A 23637-nucleotide genomic window follows, 5' to 3' on the forward strand; every position below is an offset into this window, starting at 1 on the left:
CGCATCCGCAGAGCATGTGCGAGTGCATATGAATGAACTCATGGTCGCACTCGACGCGCAGGCCGTTCGCGCCAGCGTCGAACTGGCGGATCGAGTGCGGCCCGAGGATCTGTCCCGTCCGACGCCCTGCCTCGGATGGACCGTGTACGGCCTGCTCGCCCACATGGCCACCCAGCACTACGGCTTCGCCGCGGCGTCCAGGGGAGACGGCGATCTGGCCCGGTGGAAGCCGCGTTCCCTCGGCGACGACCCTGTGGCGAGCTACCGGGCCTCCGCCGAACACGTCCTGGCGGCCTTCGCCGCCGACGGCGTGCTGGAGCGCATGTTCCCGCTGCCCGAGTTCGCGAGCGGGAGCGCCTTCCCCGGGGCGCAGGCGATCAGCTTCCACTTCATCGACTACGTGGTGCATTCCTGGGATCTCGCCAAGGCGCTGGGCGTCGCGGTCGACTTCCCGCCGGACCTGCTGGACGCCGCCCTCGCCGTGGCGCGAGCCGTACCCGATGGCCAGGCGCGCCTCGCGCCCGGGGCGGCCTTCGCACCGGCGCTCCCGTGGTCGGGCGGGTCGCGGCTGGATGAGATCGTGGCAATCCTGGGCCGCTCGCCGAGCTGGCCCACGTGAAATCTTCGGAATGGAGCACGACATGAGCAGCAGCGTCAGATTGATCCGCAACCACCAGCTCACGCAGCAGGTGGAGTACGCCTATGCCGCGGTCGCCGACGCGCCGGTGCGGTCTGTCTGGGTGGCCGGCGCGTGTCCCCTTGATCTCGACGGCGCGACCGTCGCGGTCGGCGACTACGCCGGCCAGGCACACCAGGTGATGCGCAACCTCGTGACCGCGCTGGAAGGGGCGGGCGCGTCGCTGACCGATGTCGTCAAGACCACGGTCTATGTGGCCTCCTCCCAGCAGAGTGACCTGGGCACGGTTTGGGAGGTGTATCGGGAGTACATGGGCGAGCACGACGTGCCCAGCACCTTGCTCGGTGTGACCGTGCTCGGCTACAAGGACCAGCTCGTCGAGGTCGAAGCCGTCGCCGTGCTCCCATCGGGGCGCAACTGATTCCACCTTCACGGAGCCGGGCGTAGCGTGCTCGTGAGCCAGGTTCCCGGCCCCGGGATCTGGCCGGCCACGAACCACTCCTGCGGATCGGCGATCCCCTCCGGGTTCAACCTCACGACCTTCGCGGTGAACCCGAGCGCGGCGATCTTCGCGCTCGGGTCGCTCGCCTCCTCGTACCACAGCTCGGGCATCGTGACGACGTCGGCGATGTGCCCTGGGGAAACTGTGGGGAGGGTGCCGAATATCCGGTTTTGCGCCGTCTATACCCTTGCCGACGTGGAATTCCAGAGAGGGCTGGCCTTACTGGTCGCCGGCACGTTCTTCATGGAGATACTCGACGGCACGGTGATCACGCCCGCCGCGCCGCATATCGCCGCGGAGCTGGGGATCGCGCCGATCGACGTGAACGTCGCGATCACCGCGTACGTGCTCACGATCGGGGTGCTGATCCCGATCAGCGGCTGGCTGGCCGACCGGTTCGGCCCGCGCCGGGTGTTCGCGGTGGCGATCGTGCTGTTCGTGCTGGCCTCGCTCGGCTGCGCGCTGGCCCCGACGCTGCCCGCGCTCGTCGCCGCGCGGGTGGTGCAGGGGGCGGGCGGGGCGCTGATGGTGCCGGTCGGCCGGCTGGTGGTGCTGCGGACGACGGAGAAGTCCGATCTGGTCCGGGCGATCGCGTACCTGACCTGGCCGGGCCTGCTCGCGCCGGTGCTGGCTCCGGTCGTCGGCGGGTTGCTGGCCGACTACGCGTCCTGGCGGTGGATCTTCGTGATCAACGTGCCGCTCGGGCTCGCGGCGTTCGTCGTGGCGCTGCGGATCGTGCCCGACCTGCGCGCCGACGCCCGTGACCCGCTGGACCGCGCCGGGTTCGCCCTCATGGCGGTGGGTGTCGCGGGGTTGATCGTGGCGCTGGAGGGGCTCGGCTCGGGGTTCGGGCCGTCGACGGCGGTGGCGCTGGTGGTCGCGGTCGCAGGTCTGGGCCTGGCGGTACGGCACCTGCTGCGCGCTCCGCGCCCGATCGTCGACCTGCGGATCCTGCGGGTGACGACATATCGGGTCACGGCGGCGAGCGGGTCGGTCTACCGTGGCGTGATCATCGCGATCCCGTTCGTGCTGCCGCTGCTCTTCCAGGTGGGGTTCGGCTGGTCGGCGGCGCAGGCGGGGCTGGTGGTGATCGCACTGTTCGTGGGAAACGTCGGGATCAAGCCCGCCACCACGTCGCTGATGCGCCGGCTCGGGATCCGCATCGTCCTGCTCTGGTCGATCGTCATCGGCGCCGCGTGCCTGGTCGGGATGGCGTTCCTCGAGCCCACGACGCCGCTGCCGGTGATCCTCGTGCTGCTGCTGGTGAGCGGGATCGTACGGTCGACGGGGTTCACCGCGTACAACAGCGTGGCCTTCGCCGACGTCGGCCAGGACCGGATGAACCACGCCAACACGCTGCTGTCGACGCTGCAGGAGCTGGGCGCGGGCCTCGGCGTGGCGATCGGCGCGCTGCTCGTACGGCTGGGCGAGACGATACCCGGGGTGGCGGGCGCGGCCGGGCCGTACCGCGTGGCGTTCGTCCTCCTCTCGATCATCCTGGCCCTCCTGGCGATCCCCACCCTGCTTCTCCCCCGAACCGCCGGCGACGAGGTGACCGGCCGCGCCTAGACACGCCAGCCTCCGGCTCCGATCGCGTCATCGGGCACGGTGGCGGCCGGGACAAGAAGGCGCCCCCGGTCGCGGGCCACGCGCACCTTCTCGTGACCTGTTGCGGTTTCCACGTCACCGCCATCGACGCGCCCAGACACGGCGACCGGCCCCGCACGGCGCACAACTCCCGCTCGAGTTCGTGCTCCAGTGGGACGACGAACGCATCCCGCTCGAGTCCGGTCTGGCGTTGTTCGACGCCTTCGCCTCGAAGGAGAAGACGCTGCACGCCAACGCGGGCAGGCCGGACGACCCCGCCGCCTCATGCTTTTCGTGCCCCATGCTGGGCAAGGACACCGTTTTCATACGATGATCAACGCATGTCCTCCCGTGCGTCCGCCACAATGGCGGGCTTAGCCCTGGCCGTCCTGGTCGCAAGCTGCGCCGATCCGGCCGCCGGCCGGGTGTCGCGCGCCCGGCAGGCCGGGCGTTCACGCGGGCGCGGGCGGCCTTTACCGGCTGGCTGAGTCGAGGAGCAGTTTCGCGGCCACCGTCGCTCCGTCGGTGTGGATCGTGCCCGCCACAGCCTTGGCTCGTGCTCGGGTCTCGGGCGCCAGGACCAGGGTGAGCGCGGCTGACAGGGAGTCGACGGTCGGGGTCCGACCGTCGTGTGCCGCGCCGATGCCCAGCTCGGCTATCCGGGCCGCCCAGTACGGCTGGTCCGCGATCTGGGGGACCACGACCTGGGGTGCGCCGGCCCGGGCGGCCGTCGTCGTGGTGCCCGCGCCGCCGTGGTGCACGACGGCGGCCACCCGGGGAAACAGTGCCTGCTGGTTGACCTCGCCGACGACGAAGCAGTCGTCCCGGTCGTCGATCAGGGCCAGGTCGGCCCAGCCGCGGGCGAGCAGGATGCGGCGGCCGCGCGCGCGGATCGCCTCGATGGCCACCCGGGCGATGTCCTTCGGGGCGTACGCGGCCATGCTGCCGAAACCCACGTACACCGGCGGTTCGCCGGCGTCCAGGAACGCCTGCAGCTCTTCCGGGAGCGGGCGTTCGTCGGGCAGGATCCATGCCCCGGTCTGTACGACGTCGAGGTCCGTCATGCCCTGCGACGGGCACAGGGTCGCGTCCGCCGCCAGCCACGGCCGGTCGGTGAGGACGTAGTCACGGACGTTGTCCACCGGCGGCAGGCCGATCGCCGCCCGATGGCTGTTGAGCGCCTCGCCGTACAACGCGTTCACCCGCTGGGCGTCCTGCTCCCACAACACCCGGTTGTCGGTCTCGCCCGGCGGGGACTGCTTGCCCGGCCGCGCGCCCGGAGGGAAGTGCCGCGACGGCAGTCCCAGAGTATGGAAGCAGGCGCACACGTACCGGATGCCCAGTTTCTCGGCCACGTCCCGTGCGCCGGCCGGCATCAGGCCGGTCGCCAGCAGCGCGTCACATCCCTCGGCGGCCGTTGTGAGCGTGTCGAACCGCGCGGCGACCAGCTCGGGAGCGAGCCGGAACGCGGCCTGCGCCGAAGGCGGCTTCGGGCCGGCGACCACCGAGCGCACCGTGGGGCCCAGCGGCACCAGCGGCACGCCGACACGCGCCAGCAGCGCCGCGAACTCCTCGTCCGGCGGCGCGCATACTCGCGCCTCCGCGCCGAGTTCCCGCAGCCGCACCGCGAGTGCCGCCAAAGGTTCGACGTCCCCGCGCGATCCCCACGTCGACAACACCACACGCATTTCGTGCCCCCCGTTTCCGCAGGTGTTCTGGCTTCGGCGGACCATCTTGAGGCACGACCCGGGTCTTGCCGCAAGCCCCCCAGTGCGCTATAACCTGAAAATGGCAAGGAACGAGGTCTCCTTGCCATTGCCATGTGTCACCGAGCCCAGTCTTGGCCACCTGTCGTGAGAGATGCATGGCCGGCCGGCACCGCCCGCCGGACCGCCTGGGCCGTCACCGTGTTCCTGGCTTTCGCCACCGACATCAGCGCCGACGCCTTCCCGAACCCGCACCATCCCGGCTTCTGAGCATTCGATACGCGTGGTGTTCTCAGCCGAGTTCGAGAGGGCCGTTGATTTCGAAGTTCTCGTCGAGAATGGTGACGAGGCGGTCGGCGGCTCGCGGGGTGGTCTCGCTCGCCCATTGGCCGACGAGGCTGAGGAAGCCCTGCAGTCGCAGGTGCACTGTGGCCAGGAGGGCAGGCAGGTCGTCGAGCTGGATCTCCATCTCATGCGTGGGTGAAGGTAGCGAACGTGACCCTGACTCCTGCCTGATCCGGACGGCTCCGGCGATGTATTCGAGCTCGGTGTGGGGATCGTGCCCGAGCCAGATGCCCCGCTTGTGCAGGACGTTGCGCCACCCTCGCCAGTTTTCCAGGCCGCAACAGCACCCCGGCAGGATCTCGGCATTGGTGGCCGTGTCCCTGATCCGTAGCCCGCCTGGAGCGATAAGCGCTTCGGCGTCGGCCAGATGCCGGTCCAGCAGATGGTGGAGATCGCTGATCGGTTCGGTCGGGATGCCGGCATAGCTGAAGATGACCGCCATCGCGGTGCCGACCTCGGCCGGGCTCATCTGGCCGGAGAGGACAAGGATGTTGTCCTTGGCCGGTTCAGCGACCGGCCAGGCGGTGAATTCCGCCGTTCCGTCGGTCTCCAGAACTGCGTCCATGAGGATCACGGTCACGATTATCGCGGCAGATCGACGCCTGATCACTCCCGGGCGGCGGCTTATGGAGAAGCAATTGCGCAACGGCGTCCTGCGCCCGTATCGGACGGTCAGGCCAGGGACCTGCAGGGGCCCTCCGGCATCAGCTACGACTGGATGACCGTTTGCCCAGCGCCCGCGACGGTCCCGGCGGGCTGGGTCGGTCCCGCCAGCTCGTGGGCCGAACGGGCGAGCCAGATCGTGAACAGGACGCTGAGTGCCGTGGTGGCGTCGGCGTAGACGGTTCCAAGGGCTGCTTCGAGCAGCGCGGCCGCCGGTATCGACACGAAGGGAACCACCAAGCCGACGGTGCCGTACCGGACGGTGGGCCCGCCGGCGGGCCACGCAGGCACTGCCACAGCGCCCAGGCACATGGCAGCCCGGCCACCAGCATGACGAGCACGTTCGGCCACGTCGCGGGGGTGGATTCGTCCACCGGTGTGAAGAGGGTTCTCGGTCCCGCTCAGCGCACGGCGCGCGGGAATTGCGGATGCACCGGGACGTACCCGGTGGCAATTAATCAGGCGCATTCGTCCGCCCCGATCGCGATGATGGAGGATGTGACCGACATCGAACTCACCGACGCGCGAGCCCTCGCCGAGAGCCTGCGCCAGGTCTACACCGTGGTGGCCGAGCGGATCGGCGAGGCCAACGCCACCTCTCCGCTGGTCGTCAAGGTGACCGAGCACCTCGGCTGCCCGCTCAGCGACGTGGTCGTCGTGGAGGAGAAGTACCGGCTCTACGAGCACGCCGCGCTGCAGACCGCCGCCGACCTCTACCTGGACGCCCACTCCCCCGGCGCGCAGTGGTTCGGCATCGTGGGCGGCGAGCGGCGCTGGGAGAGCATCGTCAACATGCTGCTCGCGGCGATGCGTGAGGGCAGCCGCATGCTCGGCCGCCCCGACTACGGAACGGCCCCGATCGGCCCCGACACCACGATCGAGGTCGTGCAGCTCGGCCTGGTCGCCACGGCGGCGCCCGACGGCACCCCGGTGGTCATCGGGCTGAGTAACAAGGACGACTACGACGGCCACAGCCTGCTCACCGTGCTGGCGGCGCGGCGGGATGTGGCGAGCGCCGTACGCGACGAGGTGAACCGGCTCAAACAGGACAACGACCCGTTCCGCGGCCAGGTGCTCAGCTTCGGCTTCAGCGAGCACAGGGAGAACGAACTGCTCACCTTCTTGCCCCGCCCCGAGCTGGACCCCGACGAGGTGGTCCTGCCGGAAGGACGGCTGGAGGCCATCGAGGAGCACGTCGTGGGCATCGCCGAGCACGCCGACCGCCTCACCGAGGCCGGCCAGCACCTGCGCCGGGGCCTGCTGCTGTACGGGCCGCCGGGCACCGGCAAGACCCACACCACGCGTTATCTCATCGGACGGCTGCGCGAGCACACGGCGGTGCTGATGACCGGACCCGCCATGCGCAAGATCGACTACGCGGTGGCGGTGGCGCGCAAGCTGCAACCGTCCATCGTGGTCGTCGAGGACGTGGACCTGATCGCCGAGGACCGCAGCCACCACGAGACCAGCCCGCTGCTGTTCTCCCTGCTGGACGCCATGGACGGGATCAGCGGCGACGTCGACGTGACGTTCGTCCTGACCACCAACCGGGTGGAGGCCCTGGAGAAGGCCCTGGTCCAGCGGCCCGGCCGGGTGGACCTCGCGGTGGAGGTGCCACCGCCTGACGCTGCGGCGCGCGAACGCCTGATCCGCCTGTACGCCCGCAACCGGCCCATCGTCGCCGACACCGGTAAGGTGGTCGCCGCCACCGAGGGGGTCACGGCGTCGTTCATCAAAGAACTGCTGCGCCGGGTCATCCTGGTCGCGTTGCGCTCCGACGAGCGGGTGCTCACCGACGATCATTTCGACACGGCGCTGCAGGCGATGGCGGGCGACGGCCAGGCACTCACCCGCGCGCTCCTCGGCTCCCAGGAGACGGCGGCGCAGCAGAATCACGAGCGCACGGCCGCCCGGTTGGAGCCGCCCGCCTGCTCGTGACCCGAAGCCGGCCCGCCGCGAGCGGCATGGATCAGGGCGGTCACGACATCGGCCGCCCACTCGCCCAGGCCGCCGAGCGGGGCCAGGTGGCCAGGGTTTCGTCGGCGGGGGACGGACGCTTCCGGAGAGCTGTTCGTGCTGCTCAGCAGGTGCACGTTGGATATCTCGCTCGCCTCCTGCCGCCTGTCTGCCGCGCCGGCGGTGGCGTCGTTAGGGTGGCGGTGTGATTCGCGCCGTGGTGATCGATGTGGATGACACGCTCTGCCTGACCGAGGCGGCGTGTTTCGAGCTGGAGAACGATGTCCTGACGCGTCTCGGCCGTGCGCCGATGTCCCGGGCGGTGCATCTGTCCACCTGGGGGTTGCCGTTGCTGGAGGCGATGCCGCGGCGTTCGCCGGGCGTCGATCTCGTGGCGTTCGCGGCGGTATATCGGGAGGTGCTCGGGGAGTACGTGGCGGACGGCAGGCTGGATGCGGTCGCGCCGGAGAACCTGCGGGCGCTCGATGAGCTCGCCGCGGCGGGCCACGGTGTTCTGCTACTGACCTCGCGCACAGAGGCGGAAGTGGAGCATCTGCTGGCACCGGATCATGTCCTGGCGGGCCGGTTGGACGGCGTGTACCACGCCGACAATGTGCGTTTCGGCAAGCCGGACGGCCGCGCTTTTGACGAGTTGCTGGCTGCGACGGGGCTGGAGCCCGGTCAGTGCGTGTACGTGGGCGACTCCCCCGGTGACGCGCAGGCCGCCAACGGGGCGGGGCTGGGTTTCATCGCCTGCATGCAGAGCGGTGTCAGGCGGCGTGCGGATTTCGACGGGCATCGCGTGGACGCGTTCATCGATGCGTTCCCTGAGATGGTGGAGGTCGTTGCCCGCTGGGAGGGTGGGGAGCGCAGGATGAGTCAGCTCTAGGGATCCAGCGAGCGTTCCAGAAGATGCGGGCGACAGCGGACTGAACGTAGAGGAGCGATCATGGCCACGCATCGAGGACGCCAGGTTTATGCCGGTATGCGCCGAGTTCCCTACGCTACGGCTCGCACAGGGCGGAGCGGGCCGAAGCAGATGACGTACGACATCGTCGACCGCGTGCGCGCCTGCTCCAGCGGGGAGCGCCGTCCGAAGGCCCTGCCCGACGAGCGGGTCAGCCAGAGCCTGGGAGGCATCCTGCCGGATCTGCCGTTGGGCCTTCGCGAGGCCCGAACGCCTGTGCCGCGCTCATCCCGTCGTGGGCCTCGTCGTAGTCTTCGTATGAAATACGCATGCCGTGCCGCGATCACTCCGGTCCTCGGCGTCTCCCCAGCCATCGGATTGCGCGCACGCGGAGATCGACGCTCTTGCCGCGCGTCTGGGCGAACTCAGCGAGGCGATCGAGCACCTGCGGATCAGCGGCAAGACCCTGACTTCCCTCGCCGAGGAGGATCTCGCCCCTGCCGAACCGATCACCCCGCCTACCAGCAGATTCTCACTGTCATCCCTCTCGTACCGACCCGTCCGCCGCCACCGTGAGGACAACATTGGGGCCGCCTTCCCCGCACTCTGGGCCGTTCGGGAAACGTCCCTTCGGTGTGACCTCGAGCCTGCGTTCCAGCAGCGGCTTCGCGCCGGCTCCGTGCAGCGTCAGCCGGATCGTCACCGGCCGTTTGGGCAGCCCCGCCACGTCACCGAACCCGTTCTTCTCACCGGTCGGCTCTTCATCCGCGCCACAACTGTCGCCGGAACAGGTCTCCCTGGTCGCCCGTGTGGACGGCCTCAACTCGACGCCGACCTGTTTGCAGGCACCGTCCCAGCACACCTCCATCGTGGCGGCGCCGGCCTCGGCGGCAAGCGGAGCTGCAATGTGCAGGCCCACACCGACGGGGGTGCCGATCGCGGTACACGCCACCTCGGGCGAACAGCCGGCGGTGAGCAGGAAGGTCAGCAGAGTAAGTCGATGCACATTCCCTCAGACGAAAGTCAGGCGGGCCGGGTTCACCACGACGGGTTCGAGACACGTCTGTGTTGTCGAAATGCGAGGCAAGCCCGCGCTCGCCGGGCGGGGTGAGGAACACGGCGCCGGTGAACACCCAAGCAGGACTGACGGCGGAGTTCGCGGCCTTGGAGGTCAGGTGAGTAGGCGGCCTTCGAGAGGGTTGGCGGCGATCCGCCCCGCGACGTCGTTCCTGACCGATGCGGCGGCGGCGCTGTCCGGCTTGCGCCTCGCCTGGTCTTCGAAGCACGCCAGGAACTCCGCGCCGAATCCCAGCCGAGGATAACGGACGAGCATCTCCGCCCTGGCGTCCGGCGAGAACTCCTCCGGCCACCGTCCGACCACCTCCCAGCTTGTGGCTACCTGCAGCAGGTGGGACTCAGGGTCGGCAGCCGGGGACACGTCCTCGCGCATGTGCAGCATGATGATCTCGGTGACCCTGGCGGCCCGGCCGACCGGCCAGCCGGCCGCCACGCCGAAGACCCAGGCCAGCTGACCTCCCGCCTCCTCGAACGGCAGCCGATGGCTGTCGAAAGCCTCCGTCAGCCCGATGTCGTGGAGCAGCGCCGAGACGTAGTAGAGCTCGTCATCGAAGGCGACCCCGTGCGCTGTGCCGTACATCGCTCCCCACAGGTAGGAGCGGACGCAGTGGTTGAACAGCGCGGGCGAGCAGAAACGGGTGGCCACCGACCGCGCCGCCACGGCGGCGGGAGTCTCCGGAAACATGGGTCCAACGTTTCATCCGGTCGTCAGGTCTCGATGTCCGACCTTGGCCGCATGCCTGCGGTGATACCCGATGCGGGGGTCGCGCTGATCAAACCCGCGCCGTTGCGCCCAGCCGATGGCCCTACCTTGACGGATCGTCGACCTTGAGCTTGTCTCCCGTGTTGGAGGCGAAGATGACCGGCAGCTTCACCTGGTGTTCTCCGTGAGCGCATGGTGAGCGCCCCGGCAGCTCCGCCCCAGTAGACGAACCCGCCGGAGCAATGCGCGGCAGCAGCCTCGACGATGATCTCCACACACCGTGACCCCGACTTGCGCATTCTTTCTGCGATTACAGGACCGGAAAACCTTGGCAGTCAAGGTCTTTTGCCTCGCTCCGAGCATTACCAGCAGATCGCTTTGGGGAGTCGAATAACCGCAGCCGATCAAAGGGCTGTCTCTGGGCCCTGACCTTGGATGACCTTGTAGTGCTGGGCATCGAAGAATCGGCTGTGTAGTGGTTTTGTAGCGACTCTGTGGGCGTGGTGCGGTACCGTCCCGCTGTCGTGATCAACTTTTCTTAATCCCAACTGGAACAGGACATCACTGGCCGTGGGTCGATGTCCAGCCGCATGGAAAGGGGTATCCAATGTCGGAACGTGAAGGAAATCTCGTACGGAAGGTGGCCTTGACGGCCGCCGCGTTCGCCGCCGCGTCCGCGGTCGGGGTCGGAGCAGCCGGCGCCGCTTCGGCTGCCGAGTCCTCTCAGGCGAATCTCTCCGAGGTCGCGGCGACCACCGACCAGAACAGCGCGCTCGGTGCGGTGCTGAACCGGGTGACCGCCGACGACGACGTCTTCCGTCCTGCCGGCACTTTCAACAGGTGACAGAACGGGTTCGTTCCCGTGGCTGATCGGGCCGTGTAGCGGCTTGCTGGGACACGAAGGGCAGAGAGGCGAAGGACATCGTGATCGAGCTACCGATCGTGCGGGTGAAAGAGCGAGCTGCCGAATGGCCGACTCAGAACGTGACCGATCAGGCGCTTGAGGATCCGTACTGGCGCCCTCTGCCCTTCGTGGAATTCGCTCTCAAATTCCACGGCCGGTGCAACCTGGCCTGTGACTACTGCTACATGTACGAGATGGCCGACCAGAGCTGGAAGAACAAGCCGGTGGCCATGTCACGCAAGACGATCGACCAGGTCGCCTTCCGGCTCGGAGAGCACCTGCGCGCTCACGCCGACGAAATTGCGGGAGCGTCGGTGAGGATGCATGGCGGCGAAGCGCTGCTCGCCGGCGCGGATCAATTCGCGTACGCGGCGCGAGCGTTCCGGAACGCCGCGCCGTCCGACGTCCCGCTGCGGCTCGTCACCACCACGAACGGCGTGCTCCTTTCTGACGAGAACCTCTTGAACGTCCTGCGCGAACACCGCATCGGTGTCACGGTCAGCCTCGACGGCGACAGGGAAGGCCAGAACCGTCATCGCAAGTACGCCAACGGCCGCGGCAGCTATGACCTGGTGATGCGCGGCATCGAGGTTCTGAACCGCCCTGATTACCGTGACCTCTTCGACCTTGTGCTGTGCACCATCGACCTGGAGAACGACCCCCTGACCACCTACGAGGCGCTGCTCGCCACCGGGGCGCCGGCCGTGGACTTCCTGCTGCCGCTCGGCAATTGGTCGTCTCCCCCACCGGGATGGACCGCCGGGGACGGAGGCACCGCGTACGCGGACTGGCTGATACCGATCTTCGAGCGCTGGTATTCCACGGTGCCGCTTCCGGCCGGTGTCAGGCTCTTCGAGAACATCATGACGTTGTGCCTCGGCGGTCATGCCTACACCGAGGGGCTGGGGCTCAACCCGTTCCAGCTCATCGTCGTCGAAAGCGACGGAACCATCGAACTCGGCGACGCTTTGAAGTCCGCCTACGAGGGTGCCCCCTACACCGGCTTGAACGTCTTTCGTAACACGTTCGACGACGCGCGACTCCTTCCGGGCGTCGTCGCCCGGCAACGAAAGGTGGCCGGCCTGTCGCCGATCTGCGTTTCCTGCTCGATCCGGGATATCTGCGGGGCCGGCGAGTACAGCACTCGATACCGTTCCGGCTCGGGATTTCTCAATCCTTCCGTCTACTGCGCCGATCTGGCCAAATTGATCTGCCACATCCGCGACCGGGCGCTCACCGACGTGGAACGGTTGAGGGCCGAGCGGGCGGCGGCCGGCTGAGAATTGGAGCCGGCGGTCCGCATCCCGCCCTGTGAACAGAGCAGGCCATGCCAACCATGATCGGTATCAGTAGCTTGTCGCCGAAGGCCGCTGCCTGGTCGAGCAGCAGACGCAGTTCGCGCCCGGCGACCTCGCTCGGGAACTGGAATCCTTCCGCCCACGACGGTGCCCCGGTCGGGTCCGAGCAGGAGGAATTTCAAGTCGGCCATTCCTTCGCTTGGCCACCGTGTCGGCATTGGCGAGCCGTGCGGTGCAGGGGACCGGACAGGTGTTGGCATCGATCAGTCCGCCGGCCGGACCCTGTCCACGAGGTCGTCGCGGCAGAATGAACCCGGAAATGCCCATCCCCGGTGGATCTGATCCGCGAAGTTGATCATGAAGGGTGCCTCCGTTGTTGGAACTGCGAGATAAACGGTTGGACATGTCTCACGGTGAGCGTGTCCACCGATACAGCGATGTCGCGAGCGCGTTGGCATTGCACAGCGACCGGCAGCTCAGCGAGTCGCTGGAGCAGGCGCAGCTTCTGGGGACGGGGATAGGTGGCAATTCGGCCTTGCTGGCCATCGATGGCGTGCCGGTCTTCGTCAAACGAGTACCACTGACCGACCTGGAGCGCCGCGCGGGCAACGTGATGTCCACGGCCAACCTGTTCGGGCTGCCTCCGTTCTGCCAGTACGGGATCGGTGGGCCGAGCTTCGGTGCGTGGCGCGAACTCGCGGCCGGCGTCATGACGACCAACTGGGTCCTGGCCGGGCGCAGTGCGGCCTTTCCGCTGCTGTATCACTGGCGGGTGCTGCCGGGAGCGCCGCCGCAGACCGATCAGCATGCTGACGTCGAGGCGGTCGTGCAGTACTGGGATGGGTCACCGGCGGTACGGGATCGTCTCCATGCTGTCGCGCAGGCTTCGGCCAGCATTGTGCTGTTTCAGGAGTTCATCCCCTACAACCTCAATGACTGGCTGGCCGCTCAGCTCGCCGTCGGCCAGGACGCTGCGGTAGCGGCAAGCGCCATGGTCGAGTCGTGCCTGCGCGCCGACGTGGCCTTCATGAACGGCCAGGGGCTGATGCACTTCGACAACCACTTCCGCAACATCCTCACGGACGGTGAACGCCTTTACATCGCCGACCTCGGGCTGGCGACCTCCTCCCGGTTCGACCTGTCCAAGCAGGAGATCGAATTCCTGAACCGCAACCGGACCCACGACCTCGGTTACGCGCTGATGCGGCTGGTCAACTGGCTCGTCACCGATATCTGCGGAGTGCCGGTGCCCCGGAACGGCGTACTGGAACAACGCAACGAGTACATCCGCGCGTGCGCGGACGGCGAGGATCCTGCTGGTGCTCCGCCGGCTGTCGCCGCAATGCTTCGCCGGTACGCTCCCGTGGCAGCGGCCATGAACGACTTCTACTGGGACCTGTTCTGGTCCGATCGGCGGACAACGCCGTATCCGAGCGAGAAGATCGAACGCGCCATGAGCGCGATGCGTTGATCGTCGCAGACACGACAGTACGGACGCCAAGCCGCCTTCGCGCGACCCTCTGCAAGGTGGTGCCGAAAGGTCACGGGTTCAGTGACGCGGGCGCCACTTCGTCCAGGATCGCGCACGGGCGTACGGCCACTGGACCCCTCGTGGGTGCGCCCGCGCGGGGTCCGGTCCTGGTCGGTCAGGGTCGTACGTAGCGCCGGAACATGGTTCCTGAGGCGAAGGAACGGTGCTCGACCAGGCGCAGCCGCAGTGCTTCTCTCACGGGCAGGTACGGCTTGCCGCCCCCGACGATCACGGGGAACGCGTACACCCAGAACTCGTCGATCAGGTCCAGCAGGGAGGTGGCCAGCTCGGGGCCGCCGAGCTGAAGGGTGCCGTCGATCTCCTGCTTGAGACGCGTCACCACGGACGCGGCGTCCTTGCGACGGACGATCGTGACCCCTTCGGGGACGGTCTGGATGGTATCGGAGAAGACATACCGCGGCGTCTCCTTGTACAACTGGGCGAACTCCCGCTCGAAGGCCGGGGCGCCTTCCTTGCCGAGGTCCTGCGTCCAGGGCTTTTCCATCGCCTCATACAGCCGCCGCCCGAACAGGAACGCCGCGATCCGGCGAACATGGTCGTTCGCCGCCTGGAGAAAGTCCTCGTCAGGGTCCGGAAAGTCCATGCCACCGTCGGGACCCTCGATGTAGCCGTCGATCGAGGTGTTCATCCAGTAGATGATCTTGCCCATGAAACTCCTCCTTGGTCGTGGCAGTGGTCCAGAGTGGAGACCCGATGGAGCGCCGGAACTCATCGCAGGCAGGGCGGCTTTTCTGGATGGACCGGGGCCGTTCGGGGTGCCGGACGGCCAGGCCGCTCAGTACGGATCCAGTCCGAAGGTGAAGCCGCCTTTCCAGGACGTCGGTGTCGTGGCCGGTGAAGCCCGCGTGAGCGAGGACGGTGACTACCGTCACCAGCTCCGGGGCCCGCAAGCGGAGATCGCTCATGATCCTATTTCGTTCTGGTCGAGTAGGGTCGGCGTACGGCGGGCCGGATTGGCGGGCAACTCCTGGAGCGGCGGCTGGGCTCTGGCGTTCACCCCGCGCCACCCGGACCGCGTCAGCAAGCTCGCCCTGCTGGACGCCACCGGCCTGGACCTGCCGGGCACGTGGATGTGGGAAGCGCTGAAGATACCCGTCGTCGGCGAACTGGCCACCAAGCTGTCCACCAGCGAGGGCGCAGACCGAACGTGCCCTGCCCTCCACCAAGACCCCCACCCTGGTGCTGTGGGGCGAACAGGACACCATCCAGCCCGTCGAGCGTGCCCACCGCTTCGCCGAACTGCTGCCCCATGACCAGCTCCACATCCTGGACGGCTGCGGCCACGCGCCCCAGCTGGACTGCCCCGATCCCGTGAACCGCCACCTGCAGACCTTGTTCACCAACTGACCGACCCGCGCTCCCCCACGCCAGAACCAGCCTCGGAAACGATCACTCATGGCGCTCCATCGCACCAGGTACGGGATCTTCTCGCTGCCAGGGCTGCGGCACGCCCAACCCGACCCGGCCTGACCGCACCTGACTTCGCCTGGACGCTCTATGAGGGGCCATGACGGCTGGTGGGGCTGACCTTACGCGGGTGAGCAGGGCCCCGGGTGCGGGCGCGGCGGGTCGCCGGCCTCGTCCTTCGGTTCGGTCGGCGGCGCCTGCTCGCCGAGCGCGGTGGCCGGGTCGAGGTGGGCGAGCGCGTGGATGGTGCGCGGGACCGCCTCGACCCCCCGTGTGCTGGAGCGTGAATCGCTGCGCTCAGGCTCCGGGGACCTCGTTCTCGCCGCCGGTTCGAGCCAGTGACTCGGCGGCGTGGCGCCAGATCTCCGCGGCCAGGTCGAAGTTGGCGCGCTCCTGCGCCTGCTCCGCCAGCGTTCGAAGGCCCCGCATGCCTTCATCCTGCTTGCCGTCCAGCAGCAGGAGCTGGTTGCGCAGCACGTCCAGGCGGATCTGCTCCTGATAGTCCAGGTGGTCGTGCGCGTCGGCGAGTCGGTCGAGCAGGGTGCGGGCTTCGTCGGTGTGCCCGGTGTGGAAGGCCAGGCGTGCGCGTAGCGCGAGCAACTCCTGCTCGACCGTGGGCGTGCCGGCGAACGGCAGACACGCCTCGACCTCCTCGATACGGCGCCGCGCGGGCTCGGTCTCGGGCGGGGTCAGGTTGAGGTGGAGGCGGGCGGCGACGATTCGCAGCCGCACCCACATGGCCGGGTCGAGGCGGCCTTGGAGTTGCTCCAGGGCGTCGTTGACCAGCTTCAGCGCGACCTGGGGCTCGCCCTGGCGGAGCCGGACGCCGGCCACGGTCCACGCCGCCTCCGCCAGCAGTCTGCCGGCGGGCAAGCTCGCGACCACGGTGAGCAGTTCGTCGGCGTGCTGCCGCGCCTCTGCCATCCGGCCCGCCTCGGCCAGCGAGGACACCAGTGCCAGGAGAGTGTCGGCCACGATGCGTGTCGTCAGGCCCTCGTCGGCTGCCAGGCGGTAGGCGCTGATCGCGGTCTCGACCGCGGCCGGAACCTGGCCCGCCCCGCGTTGTGCGCGCGCCAGTCGCGCCCGTGCCCGGGCACGCAACTCGGGCAGGTCGAGCTCCTCAGCGAGCGCCACCAACTCGTCCAGGCAGCTGCGCTCCTCGGTGTGCTCCATGTTGTGGCGTCGCCATTCGGCGACTTGCCACAGCGCTTGCCAGCGCAGCAGAGGATCCTCGCTGCCCGCCGTACGCAGGGCTCGGGCCAGCAGCTCGCCGGCCTCGTCCACGTCGAGTCCGACGGTGGCGGCCAGGCTGCGCGCCAGCGACCAGTCCGGCGGTTCGGCCAGGTCTTCGGGGGCGACGCCGAGCTGGCGGGCCAGGTGGGCCACGGCCTCGTCGGTGGGGGGTCGGGCCCCGGACTCCAGGCGGGAGAGGTATCCGGTGGACATCCCCTCGCCCGCGAGCTCGGCCTGGGTCAGGCCGCGTTCGGTCCTCAGCTGCTTGAGCCGTCGGCCGAAGGCGGGCTGCGTCAGCATCTGTCGTCTCCTTGCCAGGTGAGAGCGCGGGCCGACCGGCCCTCTGCCGCAGCTCATGTTAGCCACCCCGACATCTGCTTGGCAAATCCTTGCCAAGCAACATGGCAGCGTCGAGCCATGTGGCAAACAGTCATGGAAAATAGTTGCCAAAACTCTGGCAATGTCGTTACGGTTCTTGGCATGACGAACTCACGGCGACTCGCCAACCGCACCGTTCTGATCTCCGGCGCCAGCGTGGCCGGCCCCGCTCTGGCCTACTGGCTGAGCCGCTACGGATTCACCCCCACCGTGGTCGAGCTGGCCCCCGAGCTGCGTGACGGCGGCTACAAGGTCGACCTGCGCGGCGTGGCCATGCAGGTCGTCGAGCGGATGGGCATGCTGGAGGCCGTACGGCGGGCAAGTACCGCCATCCGCGGCGGCTCGTGGGTCGCCGAGAGCGGCAAGCCACTGGCCAACCTGGGCCCCGACCTCATCGGCATGCGCGCTCCCGGCGACGACGAGGTGATGCGTGGCGACCTCGCCCGGCTCCTCTACGACGCGACACGTGACAGCTGCGAATACCTGTTCGGCGACACGATCACCGCTCTCCACGAAGGCCCCGACGGCGTCGACGTCACCTTCCGCCACGCCCCGCCACGCCGCTTCGACCTCGTCATCGGCGCCGACGGACTCCACTCGACCGTACGCCGCCTGGCCTTCGGCCCGCAGGAGCGCTACGTCCACCCCCTCGGGATGCACGCGGCCGTCTTCACCGTCCCCAACCACCTCGGACTCGACCACTGGGAGCTGCTCTATCCGACGCCCGGCAAGGTCGTGAACGTCTACGCCACCAGACCCGACACCGCGAAGGCGCAGTTCGTCTTCCCGAGCCCCGCCGTCCTGCCCGACCGCTTCGACAGGGCCGCGCAGCAGCGCGTCTTGACCGAAGCGTTCGCCGGCGTCGGCTGGGAGAGCGACGCGCTGCTGCGAGCCATGCCGCACTCGCCGGACTTCTACTTCACGCCGGTCAGCCAGGTTCGCATGGACCACTGGTCCACCGGCCGGATCGCCCTGGTCGGCGACGCCGCCTACAGCCCGTCCCCGCTGTCCGGGCAGGGCACCAGCCTCGCGCTGGTGGGTGCGTACGTACTGGCCGGTGAAATGAGCGCGGCGGCGGGCGACCATCGTGCGGCCTATGCCGGATATCGGGAAGCGATGCGCGGGTACGTGGACGTGAACGTGGCGCTCGGCGCGAGCAACGCCGCGCAGATGGTCGCGGGCAGCCCGCGGCAGATCAAGATGCAGACCACGATGATGCGGCTGGTCAACCGCCTGCCGTGGAAGGATCTGGCGATGCGGCCGATCATGAAGCCGCTCAACGAGGCCGCCAACGCGCTCACGCTCGCGGCGTACTGAGCCTCGGACAGCCCGTCACCCATGAGTTCAAGGACGAGGCCGTCCGCATAGTGCCGATGCGGGCGGCACGGACAAAGAGCCTGTCAAGACTTTGACCGCATCGTCCGGCCCGGTCCGGGACCGGGGTACACCACGAGCGTGAGCAGGCACACACCGATGCACAACAGAGGCGCCGCACGAAGCCAGCCGACCGCGGTGAACAACCCTGACACGAAGCCCACTCCGCGATGACCAGCACGTCCTACGAACTCAGCCGGACCGGGGTCCTCCTGGTCGATCCGTACAACGACTTCTTGTCCGAGGGCGGGAAGATCTGGCCCCGGTTGAAGGAGGTCGCCCAGCGCGTGGGGCTTCTGGACAATCTACGCGCAGTGGTCGCGGCGGCACGGGCGGCCGGGATCCAGGTGTTCGTCGTTCCGCATCGGCAGTGGCAACCCGGGGACTACGACGACTGGAACCACCCCAATCCCACCCAGCGCGGGATCCAGGAACGCCATACCTTCGCAAGAGGCAGCTGGGGCGGCGATTGGCACCCCGACCTCGCCCCCCAGGACGGCGACGTCGTCGCCAAGGAGCATTGGGCACAGAGTGGCTTCGCCAACACCGATCTCGACCTGATGCTCCGGCAGCACGGCATCACCCATGTCATCGTCATCGGCCTGCTCGCCAACACCTGCATCGAGTCGACCGGCAGGTACGCCATGGAGCTCGGCTACCACGTGACCCTGGTACGGGACGCGACCGCGGCCTTCACCGCGGAGATGCTGCACGCGGCTCACGAGCTGAACGGGCCGACCTACGCACACGCCATCACGACGACGGCGGACCTCCTCACGGCGATTCGCTCCGCTCGGTAAGCGATCATCGGCAGGCCACGCCTGTGGATCCGCCGCCGAGTTTCCGGGCCTGCCGCACGACCGATCGACCCCGCGCTCGTCCTCGACGTCGTCAGGGTTGAGATCGGCATACAACGCCCTCAACGGGCAGGTGCTTCCCCGGCCGGGCCCCTGTACCGCGGTGATGCCGCCGGGGATGAGACAAACGCCCGGCGAGATTGCGCCGGAGCTACCGGGTGGTGAGGGTGCCGGTGGCGTGCGCCCTGCGTATCGAGGGCTGCGTGCGTGCGGACGAGGTGTTCGAGTTCGGCCAGGTCGGCGTGGTCGCGTACCGCCGCGGGCACCCAGTCCGTTCCCATGACCGGCCATCGTAGGGGGTGCGTTGAGCCCGAGAATCCGCGGCAGCCAGGATCATCTCCTCTTGTCTACGAGCCGGGGGTGGAGGGCGTCCGTGATCGGAGGCCCAGGCTGTGGGCCGAGCTTCCCGGGATTCGTCCGGTCTCGGTGCTGCTGAGCGACGGCGCTCCTACCCGGTCGTGCCCGGCGTCCAACGGGCGAGTGGACCGCAATCCGGCCCGACGCCTTCACCGACTGCTCACCGTTCTGGGGTGGACGGGCTGGGCCCCGGCGCCGATGCTGGGAGGCAGTACCGTCATGCTCATCGGCCGACTGGAGAGCCGCATGCAGACCCGTACCTGGACCCGCCGTACCGCCGCCTCGGCAGCCGCCCTGGTTGCCGTGCTGTCGCTGTGCACCACTCCGGCCAGTGCGAACGCCGGGTCGTCCACGAACACGAACGTGGTCCGCCCGCCGCAGTGCGCCATGATGCTGGCCGACGGCGAATCGGGCGCCAAGCGCCCGGTGTGAGGTCCGCCTGCCGGCCCGCCATGACATCACCACCCAGCACCGCCGTTTGCTCGTGGTCGGCAAGTTACCTGAGACGGCCGGTGGACGGCCCAGGTGATCACCACGGGAGCGGCCCACGTGCGAAGGTATCCATATGTCGTACACGGTCCGGCCCCTGGACGCCGCCTCCTGGGCCGCCTTCGCGGAGCTCGTCGAGCGCAACAACGGGATCTTCGGTGGGTGCTGGTGCGTCGGTTTTCATCCGGAGGGCAACCAGAGGGGGGCCGGCCGTCGCGCGGTCAAGGAGGACCGGGTCCGTACGGGTCGCGCTCATGCCGCGCTCGTCCTCGACGAGCACGGCGCCGCGCAGGGATGGTGCCAGTACGGCAGCCCCGATGAGCTCCCCGGCATCAAGCACCGGCGCGCGTACGACAAGGAAGCGCCGCCCCGCCCGGACTGGCGGATCACCTGCTTCTACGTCGACGGCCGGCATCGCGGCCAGGGCGTCGCACGGATGGCACTGGAAGGCGCGCTCGGCCAGATCGCCCTGGCCGGGGGCGGCCTCGTCGAGGCCATCTCCGAGGTGACCACCGGCCGCGAGGCGCCGGGCCGTTTCCTGTTCAGCGCGACGGTCGAGCTCTTCGAGCAGTACGGATTCACCCGCGGCCGGCAGGTCGGCAAGCACGCGTGGATCGTGAGCAGGGTGGTCGATCCGGCGTGACGCGAGTGGCCGCCGGGCCGTTCCCTGGTGCGGGTGGTCAGCCAGATCGAGACCGACCCGAGCCCGCGGGCACGCAGGCCACCCGACCGGGAGATCTCAGGTCGGAACGTCCATGCGTTGCGTGCCGACGACCGCCAGCAGGCGCAGCGCCTGTTCGGACGGCGAGCCGGGGACCGCGGTGTAGATCACGACCCGCTGGTCCCGGTCGGTGATGTCGAGAACATCGCAGTTGACGGTGACCGGGCCGACCAGCGGATGCTGGAAGGTCTTGGTCATCATGGGTGCGCCGGTCACGTCGTGGGAGTCCCACAGACGGGCGAACTCCTCGCTTCCCTCGTGGAGCTCACGCACCAGCTCGGCCACCTCGGGGTCGTCAGGGTAGCGGGCGGCGGCGGCGCGCAGGTGGCTGGCCGAAGAGCGGGCGAACTCATCCGCATCCGACACCCCGTACAACCGCCGTCCCTGAGGGTGCGGTCCGAGGAAGACGCGGCGCACCAGATTGCGGTCGCGCCGCGACAGGGCGGAGAAGTCCTCCATGAGCGCGGCCGCCAGGTCGTTCCAGGCGATGATCTCGTACATCGCGGACGTCACGATCGCGGCGGCCTGCGGCAGCCGCCGCAGCAGGTCGAGGATGCTCTGGCGCACCTCGCGCGAGGGCCCCGGCGCGGGGGCGGGCGGTGCGCCGGCGAGGCGGTGGAGGTGGTCGCGCTCGGCGTCGGACAGGCGGAGGGCCCGGGCCAGCCCGGCCAGCACCTCCTGCGACGGGCGTGGACCGCGGGCCTGCTCCAGCCGGGTGTAGTACTCGGTCGAGATGAAGGCCAGCTGCGCCGCCTCCTCGCGGCGCAACCCGGGCGTACGGCGGCGCGGCCCGGCAGGCAGCCCCACGTCAGCGGGGATGATCCGCTCGCGCCTGCTACGCAGGAAGGCCGCCAGTTCTTGTCTGTCCATACTCCCAGCTTGCACGAATGTGCGCAGTCCTGGCATGTACCGGTTGTACCTGGATAAGCCCGGCACACTGGCGGAGGCTGACTGTCATGCACAACGCCAACGACACGTCTCTAGGGCTGCTGGCAGGCAAGGTCGCCTTCATCACCGGCGCCGGGCGCGGCATCGGCGCCGCCGCGGCCCGGCTGTTCGCCCGGGAGGGCGCCCGGGTGCTGCTCGCGGCCCGTACGGAGGAACAGCTGAAAGCGGTGACCGAGGAGGTACGGGCGGCGGGCGGCACCGCCGGCTACGTGGTGTGCGACCTCGCCGACGCGGCCAGTGTGCGCGCCGCCGTCGATCGCGTCGTGGACCTGTACGGCCGGCTCGACGTCGCCTTCAACAACGGCGCGACCATCACGCCGCCCGGCCCGATCGACCAGGTGGACGAGGCCGACTTCGACCTCCTCTACGCCGTGAACCTCAGGGGCCCGTGGCTGGCCATGACCGCCGAGATCGCCGCCATCCGGGCCACCGCAGGCACGGGAGCCATCGTCAACAACTCCAGCATCGGCAGCCTGATGGGCAACCCCGAACTGCCCGCCTACGGGGCGATGAAGCGGGCCGTCAACAGCCTCACGGAATCGGCCGCCATCACCTACGGCCCCGAAGGAATCCGCGTCAACGCGATCGCCCCCGGCAACACGCTGACCGAGATGATCCGTACGTGGGAGGAGCACTCCCCCGGTCTCGTCGAGCGGCTCAAGGCCCGGACCCCGCTGCGCCGCGCGGCCGATCCCGACGAGATCGCCCAGGCCGCCGCCTGGCTGCTCAGCGACCGCGCCTCCTTCGTGACCGGCACCGTCCTCAGGGTGGACGGCGGCGCACGCGCCTGACCTGCGACACCCCGCCTTTCCGGTGCCGGCCGAAGGGCGGGATCTCGGCGCTTTCGGGGGGACAAGCCGCCCAGAGACGATTTGATCGATAAGGTGTTCGACCATGGGCGTCCTGGCGTGGACGAGGGTGAAGTGTCGGGCGTGGACCGGGTGATGCCGGAGACTGTCGCCGTACTGGCCGCCACGGACGATGCGCGGTTGCGTGAGTATGCCGAGGACGAGCTGCTCGACGACCATGAGATCGAACGCATCACCGCCTTGCGGGACCTGGCCCGCGAGGCGGTGCGGCTCAACCACGGCATGTATCGCTGGCTGTGCGTCTGAAGCCTCGAACAGCTCTTCGTCGTCAGGACGAAGGCCTGGTCCGAGGTCAGCAAGGAGCGCACGGCTCAGGCCAGGGCCGAGATCTCGATCCGCGTGTGATCGGTGGGGGCCACCAGGCAGGCGAGCACGGCGTTCCCCCGCTCCAGGCGCTCCCCCATGGACGAGGTGAGCCGGGCCGCGCGCTCGATCTCGTAGGGCGCGCCGGCCTGAGGGGTCACGCGGAGCCGCAACATCCAGATGTAGCGTCCGTTGAGCTTGTTGGACGTCTCCTCGGCCCCCAGGACCGCCGCGTCGCACGGCACCGCTGCCGCGCGTTCCTCCGGCGTGAAGGTTCGCAGCGAGGCGGATTCCAGGCTCGCGAACGAGAGGAAGCCCATGCTGAGCACGCCCGCGGCCAGGAAGAGGCACGCCGCGCTGACGTACGCCCCGGCCCGGGTGTGCGGCTTCCGCCTCAACACGAGGAACAGCACCACGCCCACGATCAGTGCGATGACGGCGAATGCCCCGAAGACGATCGATGCCATCTTTCTTCCTCATGCTGATGGGCGGAGCCTGGTGGGCCGGCCTTGTCCGTTGCGATGCCGGTAGTTGATCAGGCGTCGCTTGCAAGGCGGCTGCAGGCCGGCTGATCGCGTGGTGGTGACGGACAGCTCCGGGGGCCGCGGCTGATCAGGCGCTGGCCGCTGCCCGCCAGCGTCGCAGGATGTCCTCGTCGTCACGGTCACCGTGCCAGGAGGCTTCCTCGTCGATCGCGTGCGGCAGCCAGTCGTCGTAGTCCGGGGCGTCGGGCGTGATGTCCCTGGTGCCGTCGATGCGGGTGCCGTCGGGGAGCACGGTGGAGGTCGGGACGCGAAGGACGCCGCCTGCCAGCATGATCGCGGTCATGTGCTTCATCCCCTCCGTCCCATCTGCCACGCTTCT

Annotated in this window: 27 protein-coding genes and 1 pseudogene; 17 read left to right on the plus strand and 11 right to left on the minus strand. The window is 68.8% G+C overall.

Annotation, left to right across the window (positions count from 1 at the left end):
* The first annotated feature begins 40 nt into the window (after window positions 1–40).
* Window positions 41–619, plus strand: a complete 579-nt coding sequence (locus tag AB0L65_RS05715; protein WP_364240673.1) for a TIGR03086 family metal-binding protein — start codon at window positions 41–43, stop codon at window positions 617–619.
* 22 nt (window positions 620–641) lie between these two features.
* Complete coding sequence (locus tag AB0L65_RS05720) at window positions 642–1058, plus strand: RidA family protein (protein ID WP_364240676.1); 417 nt, start codon at window positions 642–644, stop codon at window positions 1056–1058.
* Window positions 1059–1066: 8 nt separating this feature from the next.
* Here the strand turns inward: AB0L65_RS05720 and AB0L65_RS05725 are convergent, their stop codons facing one another.
* Window positions 1067–1249, minus strand: a complete 183-nt coding sequence (locus AB0L65_RS05725; RefSeq protein WP_364240679.1) for a hypothetical protein — start codon at window positions 1247–1249, stop codon at window positions 1067–1069.
* Between the two features lie 85 nt (window positions 1250–1334).
* Between AB0L65_RS05725 and AB0L65_RS05730 the strand changes: the two genes are divergently transcribed.
* A complete protein-coding gene (locus tag AB0L65_RS05730) occupies window positions 1335–2708 on the plus strand; it encodes an MFS transporter (protein WP_364240682.1) in 1374 nt (457 codons plus the stop codon).
* 181 nt (window positions 2709–2889) lie between these two features.
* Window positions 2890–3060, plus strand: a complete 171-nt coding sequence (locus AB0L65_RS05735) for a hypothetical protein (protein ID WP_364240684.1) — start codon at window positions 2890–2892, stop codon at window positions 3058–3060.
* 139 nt (window positions 3061–3199) lie between these two features.
* Here the strand turns inward: AB0L65_RS05735 and AB0L65_RS05740 are convergent, their stop codons facing one another.
* Entirely contained in the window at window positions 3200–4414 is a 1215-nt protein-coding gene (locus tag AB0L65_RS05740; protein WP_364240687.1) for a glycosyltransferase, read from the minus strand.
* Window positions 4415–4579: 165 nt separating this feature from the next.
* Between AB0L65_RS05740 and AB0L65_RS05745 the strand changes: the two genes are divergently transcribed.
* On the plus strand, window positions 4580–4702 hold the full coding sequence (locus AB0L65_RS05745; RefSeq protein ID WP_364240690.1) for a hypothetical protein: 123 nt from the start codon (window positions 4580–4582) through the stop codon (window positions 4700–4702).
* A gap of 22 nt (window positions 4703–4724) precedes the next feature.
* On the opposite strand, the gene AB0L65_RS05750 is transcribed toward AB0L65_RS05745, so the two are convergent.
* Both AB0L65_RS05750 and AB0L65_RS05755 read right to left on the minus strand, forming a co-directional pair.
* Window positions 4725–5342, minus strand: a complete 618-nt coding sequence (locus tag AB0L65_RS05750; RefSeq protein WP_364241815.1) for a hypothetical protein — start codon at window positions 5340–5342, stop codon at window positions 4725–4727.
* A gap of 143 nt (window positions 5343–5485) precedes the next feature.
* Window positions 5486–5677, minus strand: a complete 192-nt coding sequence (locus tag AB0L65_RS05755; protein ID WP_364240693.1) for a hypothetical protein — start codon at window positions 5675–5677, stop codon at window positions 5486–5488.
* Between the two features lie 261 nt (window positions 5678–5938).
* On the opposite strand from AB0L65_RS05755, the gene AB0L65_RS05760 reads away from it, so the two are divergent.
* Both AB0L65_RS05760 and AB0L65_RS05765 read left to right on the plus strand, forming a co-directional pair.
* Window positions 5939–7378: an ATP-binding protein gene (locus tag AB0L65_RS05760; RefSeq protein WP_364240696.1), complete on the plus strand. Its 1440-nt coding sequence runs from the start codon at window positions 5939–5941 to the stop codon at window positions 7376–7378.
* Between the two features lie 223 nt (window positions 7379–7601).
* A complete protein-coding gene (locus tag AB0L65_RS05765) occupies window positions 7602–8285 on the plus strand; it encodes an HAD family hydrolase (protein ID WP_364240698.1) in 684 nt (227 codons plus the stop codon).
* 556 nt (window positions 8286–8841) lie between these two features.
* Here AB0L65_RS05765 and AB0L65_RS05770 read toward each other — a convergent pair.
* Both AB0L65_RS05770 and AB0L65_RS05775 read right to left on the minus strand, forming a co-directional pair.
* Window positions 8842–9309, minus strand: a complete 468-nt coding sequence (locus AB0L65_RS05770; protein WP_364240701.1) for a hypothetical protein — start codon at window positions 9307–9309, stop codon at window positions 8842–8844.
* A gap of 165 nt (window positions 9310–9474) precedes the next feature.
* Window positions 9475–10065, minus strand: a complete 591-nt coding sequence (locus AB0L65_RS05775) for an HD domain-containing protein (protein WP_364240704.1) — start codon at window positions 10063–10065, stop codon at window positions 9475–9477.
* Window positions 10066–10690: 625 nt separating this feature from the next.
* Between AB0L65_RS05775 and AB0L65_RS05780 the strand changes: the two genes are divergently transcribed.
* The 3 genes from AB0L65_RS05780 to AB0L65_RS05790 all read left to right on the plus strand — a co-directional run bounded on the left by AB0L65_RS05780 (window position 10691) and on the right by AB0L65_RS05790 (window position 13756).
* Window positions 10691–10927, plus strand: coding sequence for a hypothetical protein (locus tag AB0L65_RS05780; RefSeq protein WP_350742420.1), 237 nt, complete (start codon window positions 10691–10693; stop codon window positions 10925–10927).
* A gap of 80 nt (window positions 10928–11007) precedes the next feature.
* Entirely contained in the window at window positions 11008–12267 is a 1260-nt protein-coding gene (locus tag AB0L65_RS05785) for an FxsB family cyclophane-forming radical SAM/SPASM peptide maturase (RefSeq protein WP_364240707.1), read from the plus strand.
* A gap of 391 nt (window positions 12268–12658) precedes the next feature.
* Entirely contained in the window at window positions 12659–13756 is a 1098-nt protein-coding gene (locus tag AB0L65_RS05790; protein WP_364240709.1) for a serine/threonine protein phosphatase, read from the plus strand.
* 175 nt (window positions 13757–13931) lie between these two features.
* On the opposite strand, the gene AB0L65_RS05795 is transcribed toward AB0L65_RS05790, so the two are convergent.
* A complete protein-coding gene (locus tag AB0L65_RS05795) occupies window positions 13932–14486 on the minus strand; it encodes a dihydrofolate reductase family protein (protein WP_364240712.1) in 555 nt (184 codons plus the stop codon).
* A gap of 488 nt (window positions 14487–14974) precedes the next feature.
* Here AB0L65_RS05795 and AB0L65_RS05800 point away from each other — a divergent pair.
* Window positions 14975–15184, plus strand: a pseudogene (locus AB0L65_RS05800) (alpha/beta hydrolase); the annotation flags it as partial.
* A gap of 357 nt (window positions 15185–15541) precedes the next feature.
* Here the strand turns inward: AB0L65_RS05800 and AB0L65_RS05805 are convergent.
* Complete coding sequence (locus tag AB0L65_RS05805) at window positions 15542–16777, minus strand: helix-turn-helix domain-containing protein (RefSeq protein ID WP_364240715.1); 1236 nt, start codon at window positions 16775–16777, stop codon at window positions 15542–15544.
* A 180-nt stretch (window positions 16778–16957) separates the two neighbouring features.
* Here AB0L65_RS05805 and AB0L65_RS05810 point away from each other — a divergent pair, with 180 nt between their 5' ends.
* The 4 genes from AB0L65_RS05810 to AB0L65_RS05825 all read left to right on the plus strand — a co-directional run bounded on the left by AB0L65_RS05810 (window position 16958) and on the right by AB0L65_RS05825 (window position 20575).
* Window positions 16958–18172: an FAD-dependent monooxygenase gene (locus AB0L65_RS05810; RefSeq protein WP_364240717.1), complete on the plus strand. Its 1215-nt coding sequence runs from the start codon at window positions 16958–16960 to the stop codon at window positions 18170–18172.
* A gap of 227 nt (window positions 18173–18399) precedes the next feature.
* Window positions 18400–19029 carry an isochorismatase family cysteine hydrolase gene (locus tag AB0L65_RS05815; RefSeq protein WP_364240720.1) on the plus strand — a complete coding sequence of 210 codons (630 nt, stop codon included), beginning with the start codon at window positions 18400–18402 and terminating at the stop codon, window positions 19027–19029.
* Between the two features lie 633 nt (window positions 19030–19662).
* The gene (locus tag AB0L65_RS05820) at window positions 19663–19875 is read left to right on the plus strand and encodes a hypothetical protein (protein WP_364240723.1); all 213 of its coding nucleotides are present in this window, start codon (window positions 19663–19665) and stop codon (window positions 19873–19875) included.
* 133 nt (window positions 19876–20008) lie between these two features.
* Complete coding sequence (locus AB0L65_RS05825) at window positions 20009–20575, plus strand: GNAT family N-acetyltransferase (RefSeq protein WP_364240725.1); 567 nt, start codon at window positions 20009–20011, stop codon at window positions 20573–20575.
* 96 nt (window positions 20576–20671) lie between these two features.
* Here the strand turns inward: AB0L65_RS05825 and AB0L65_RS05830 are convergent, their stop codons facing one another.
* A complete protein-coding gene (locus AB0L65_RS05830; RefSeq protein WP_364240728.1) occupies window positions 20672–21523 on the minus strand; it encodes a helix-turn-helix transcriptional regulator in 852 nt (283 codons plus the stop codon).
* Between the two features lie 86 nt (window positions 21524–21609).
* Between AB0L65_RS05830 and AB0L65_RS05835 the strand changes: the two genes are divergently transcribed.
* Both AB0L65_RS05835 and AB0L65_RS05840 read left to right on the plus strand, forming a co-directional pair.
* A complete protein-coding gene (locus AB0L65_RS05835) occupies window positions 21610–22392 on the plus strand; it encodes a glucose 1-dehydrogenase (RefSeq protein WP_364240731.1) in 783 nt (260 codons plus the stop codon).
* 81 nt (window positions 22393–22473) lie between these two features.
* A complete protein-coding gene (locus tag AB0L65_RS05840) occupies window positions 22474–22716 on the plus strand; it encodes a hypothetical protein (RefSeq protein ID WP_364240734.1) in 243 nt (80 codons plus the stop codon).
* A 65-nt stretch (window positions 22717–22781) separates the two neighbouring features.
* Here AB0L65_RS05840 and AB0L65_RS05845 read toward each other — a convergent pair whose 3' ends face one another.
* Complete coding sequence (locus AB0L65_RS05845; protein ID WP_364240736.1) at window positions 22782–23240, minus strand: hypothetical protein; 459 nt, start codon at window positions 23238–23240, stop codon at window positions 22782–22784.
* Window positions 23241–23385: 145 nt separating this feature from the next.
* Window positions 23386–23601, minus strand: a complete 216-nt coding sequence (locus AB0L65_RS05850; protein ID WP_364240739.1) for a hypothetical protein — start codon at window positions 23599–23601, stop codon at window positions 23386–23388.
* Between the last annotated feature and the right edge of the window lie 36 nt (window positions 23602–23637).

It is taken from the genome of Nonomuraea sp. NPDC052116, from assembly GCF_040680035.1.
Lineage (GTDB): Bacteria > Actinomycetota > Actinomycetes > Streptosporangiales > Streptosporangiaceae > Nonomuraea > Nonomuraea angiospora_A.

Excerpts from the sequence above, each read along its gene's own strand:
- AB0L65_RS05715 (WP_364240673.1), top strand. The coding sequence starts at position 41 with ATGGTCGCACTCGACGCGCAGGCCGTTCGCGCCAGCGTCGAACTGGCG.
- AB0L65_RS05720 (WP_364240676.1), top strand. The coding sequence starts at position 642 with ATGAGCAGCAGCGTCAGATTGATCCGCAACCACCAGCTCACGCAGCAG.
- AB0L65_RS05725 (WP_364240679.1), bottom strand. The coding sequence starts at position 1,249 with ATGCCCGAGCTGTGGTACGAGGAGGCGAGCGACCCGAGCGCGAAGATC.
- AB0L65_RS05740 (WP_364240687.1), bottom strand. The coding sequence starts at position 4,414 with ATGCGTGTGGTGTTGTCGACGTGGGGATCGCGCGGGGACGTCGAACCT.
- AB0L65_RS05750 (WP_364241815.1), bottom strand. The coding sequence starts at position 5,342 with ATGGACGCAGTTCTGGAGACCGACGGAACGGCGGAATTCACCGCCTGG.
- AB0L65_RS05775 (WP_364240704.1), bottom strand. The coding sequence starts at position 10,065 with ATGTTTCCGGAGACTCCCGCCGCCGTGGCGGCGCGGTCGGTGGCCACC.
- AB0L65_RS05780 (WP_350742420.1), top strand. The coding sequence starts at position 10,691 with ATGTCGGAACGTGAAGGAAATCTCGTACGGAAGGTGGCCTTGACGGCC.
- AB0L65_RS05795 (WP_364240712.1), bottom strand. The coding sequence starts at position 14,486 with ATGGGCAAGATCATCTACTGGATGAACACCTCGATCGACGGCTACATC.
- AB0L65_RS05805 (WP_364240715.1), bottom strand. The coding sequence starts at position 16,777 with ATGCTGACGCAGCCCGCCTTCGGCCGACGGCTCAAGCAGCTGAGGACC.
- AB0L65_RS05810 (WP_364240717.1), top strand. The coding sequence starts at position 16,958 with ATGACGAACTCACGGCGACTCGCCAACCGCACCGTTCTGATCTCCGGC.
- AB0L65_RS05815 (WP_364240720.1), top strand. The coding sequence starts at position 18,400 with ATGACCAGCACGTCCTACGAACTCAGCCGGACCGGGGTCCTCCTGGTC.
- AB0L65_RS05820 (WP_364240723.1), top strand. The coding sequence starts at position 19,663 with ATGCTCATCGGCCGACTGGAGAGCCGCATGCAGACCCGTACCTGGACC.
- AB0L65_RS05825 (WP_364240725.1), top strand. The coding sequence starts at position 20,009 with ATGTCGTACACGGTCCGGCCCCTGGACGCCGCCTCCTGGGCCGCCTTC.
- AB0L65_RS05830 (WP_364240728.1), bottom strand. The coding sequence starts at position 21,523 with ATGGACAGACAAGAACTGGCGGCCTTCCTGCGTAGCAGGCGCGAGCGG.
- AB0L65_RS05835 (WP_364240731.1), top strand. The coding sequence starts at position 21,610 with ATGCACAACGCCAACGACACGTCTCTAGGGCTGCTGGCAGGCAAGGTC.
- AB0L65_RS05845 (WP_364240736.1), bottom strand. The coding sequence starts at position 23,240 with ATGGCATCGATCGTCTTCGGGGCATTCGCCGTCATCGCACTGATCGTG.
- AB0L65_RS05850 (WP_364240739.1), bottom strand. The coding sequence starts at position 23,601 with ATGACCGCGATCATGCTGGCAGGCGGCGTCCTTCGCGTCCCGACCTCC.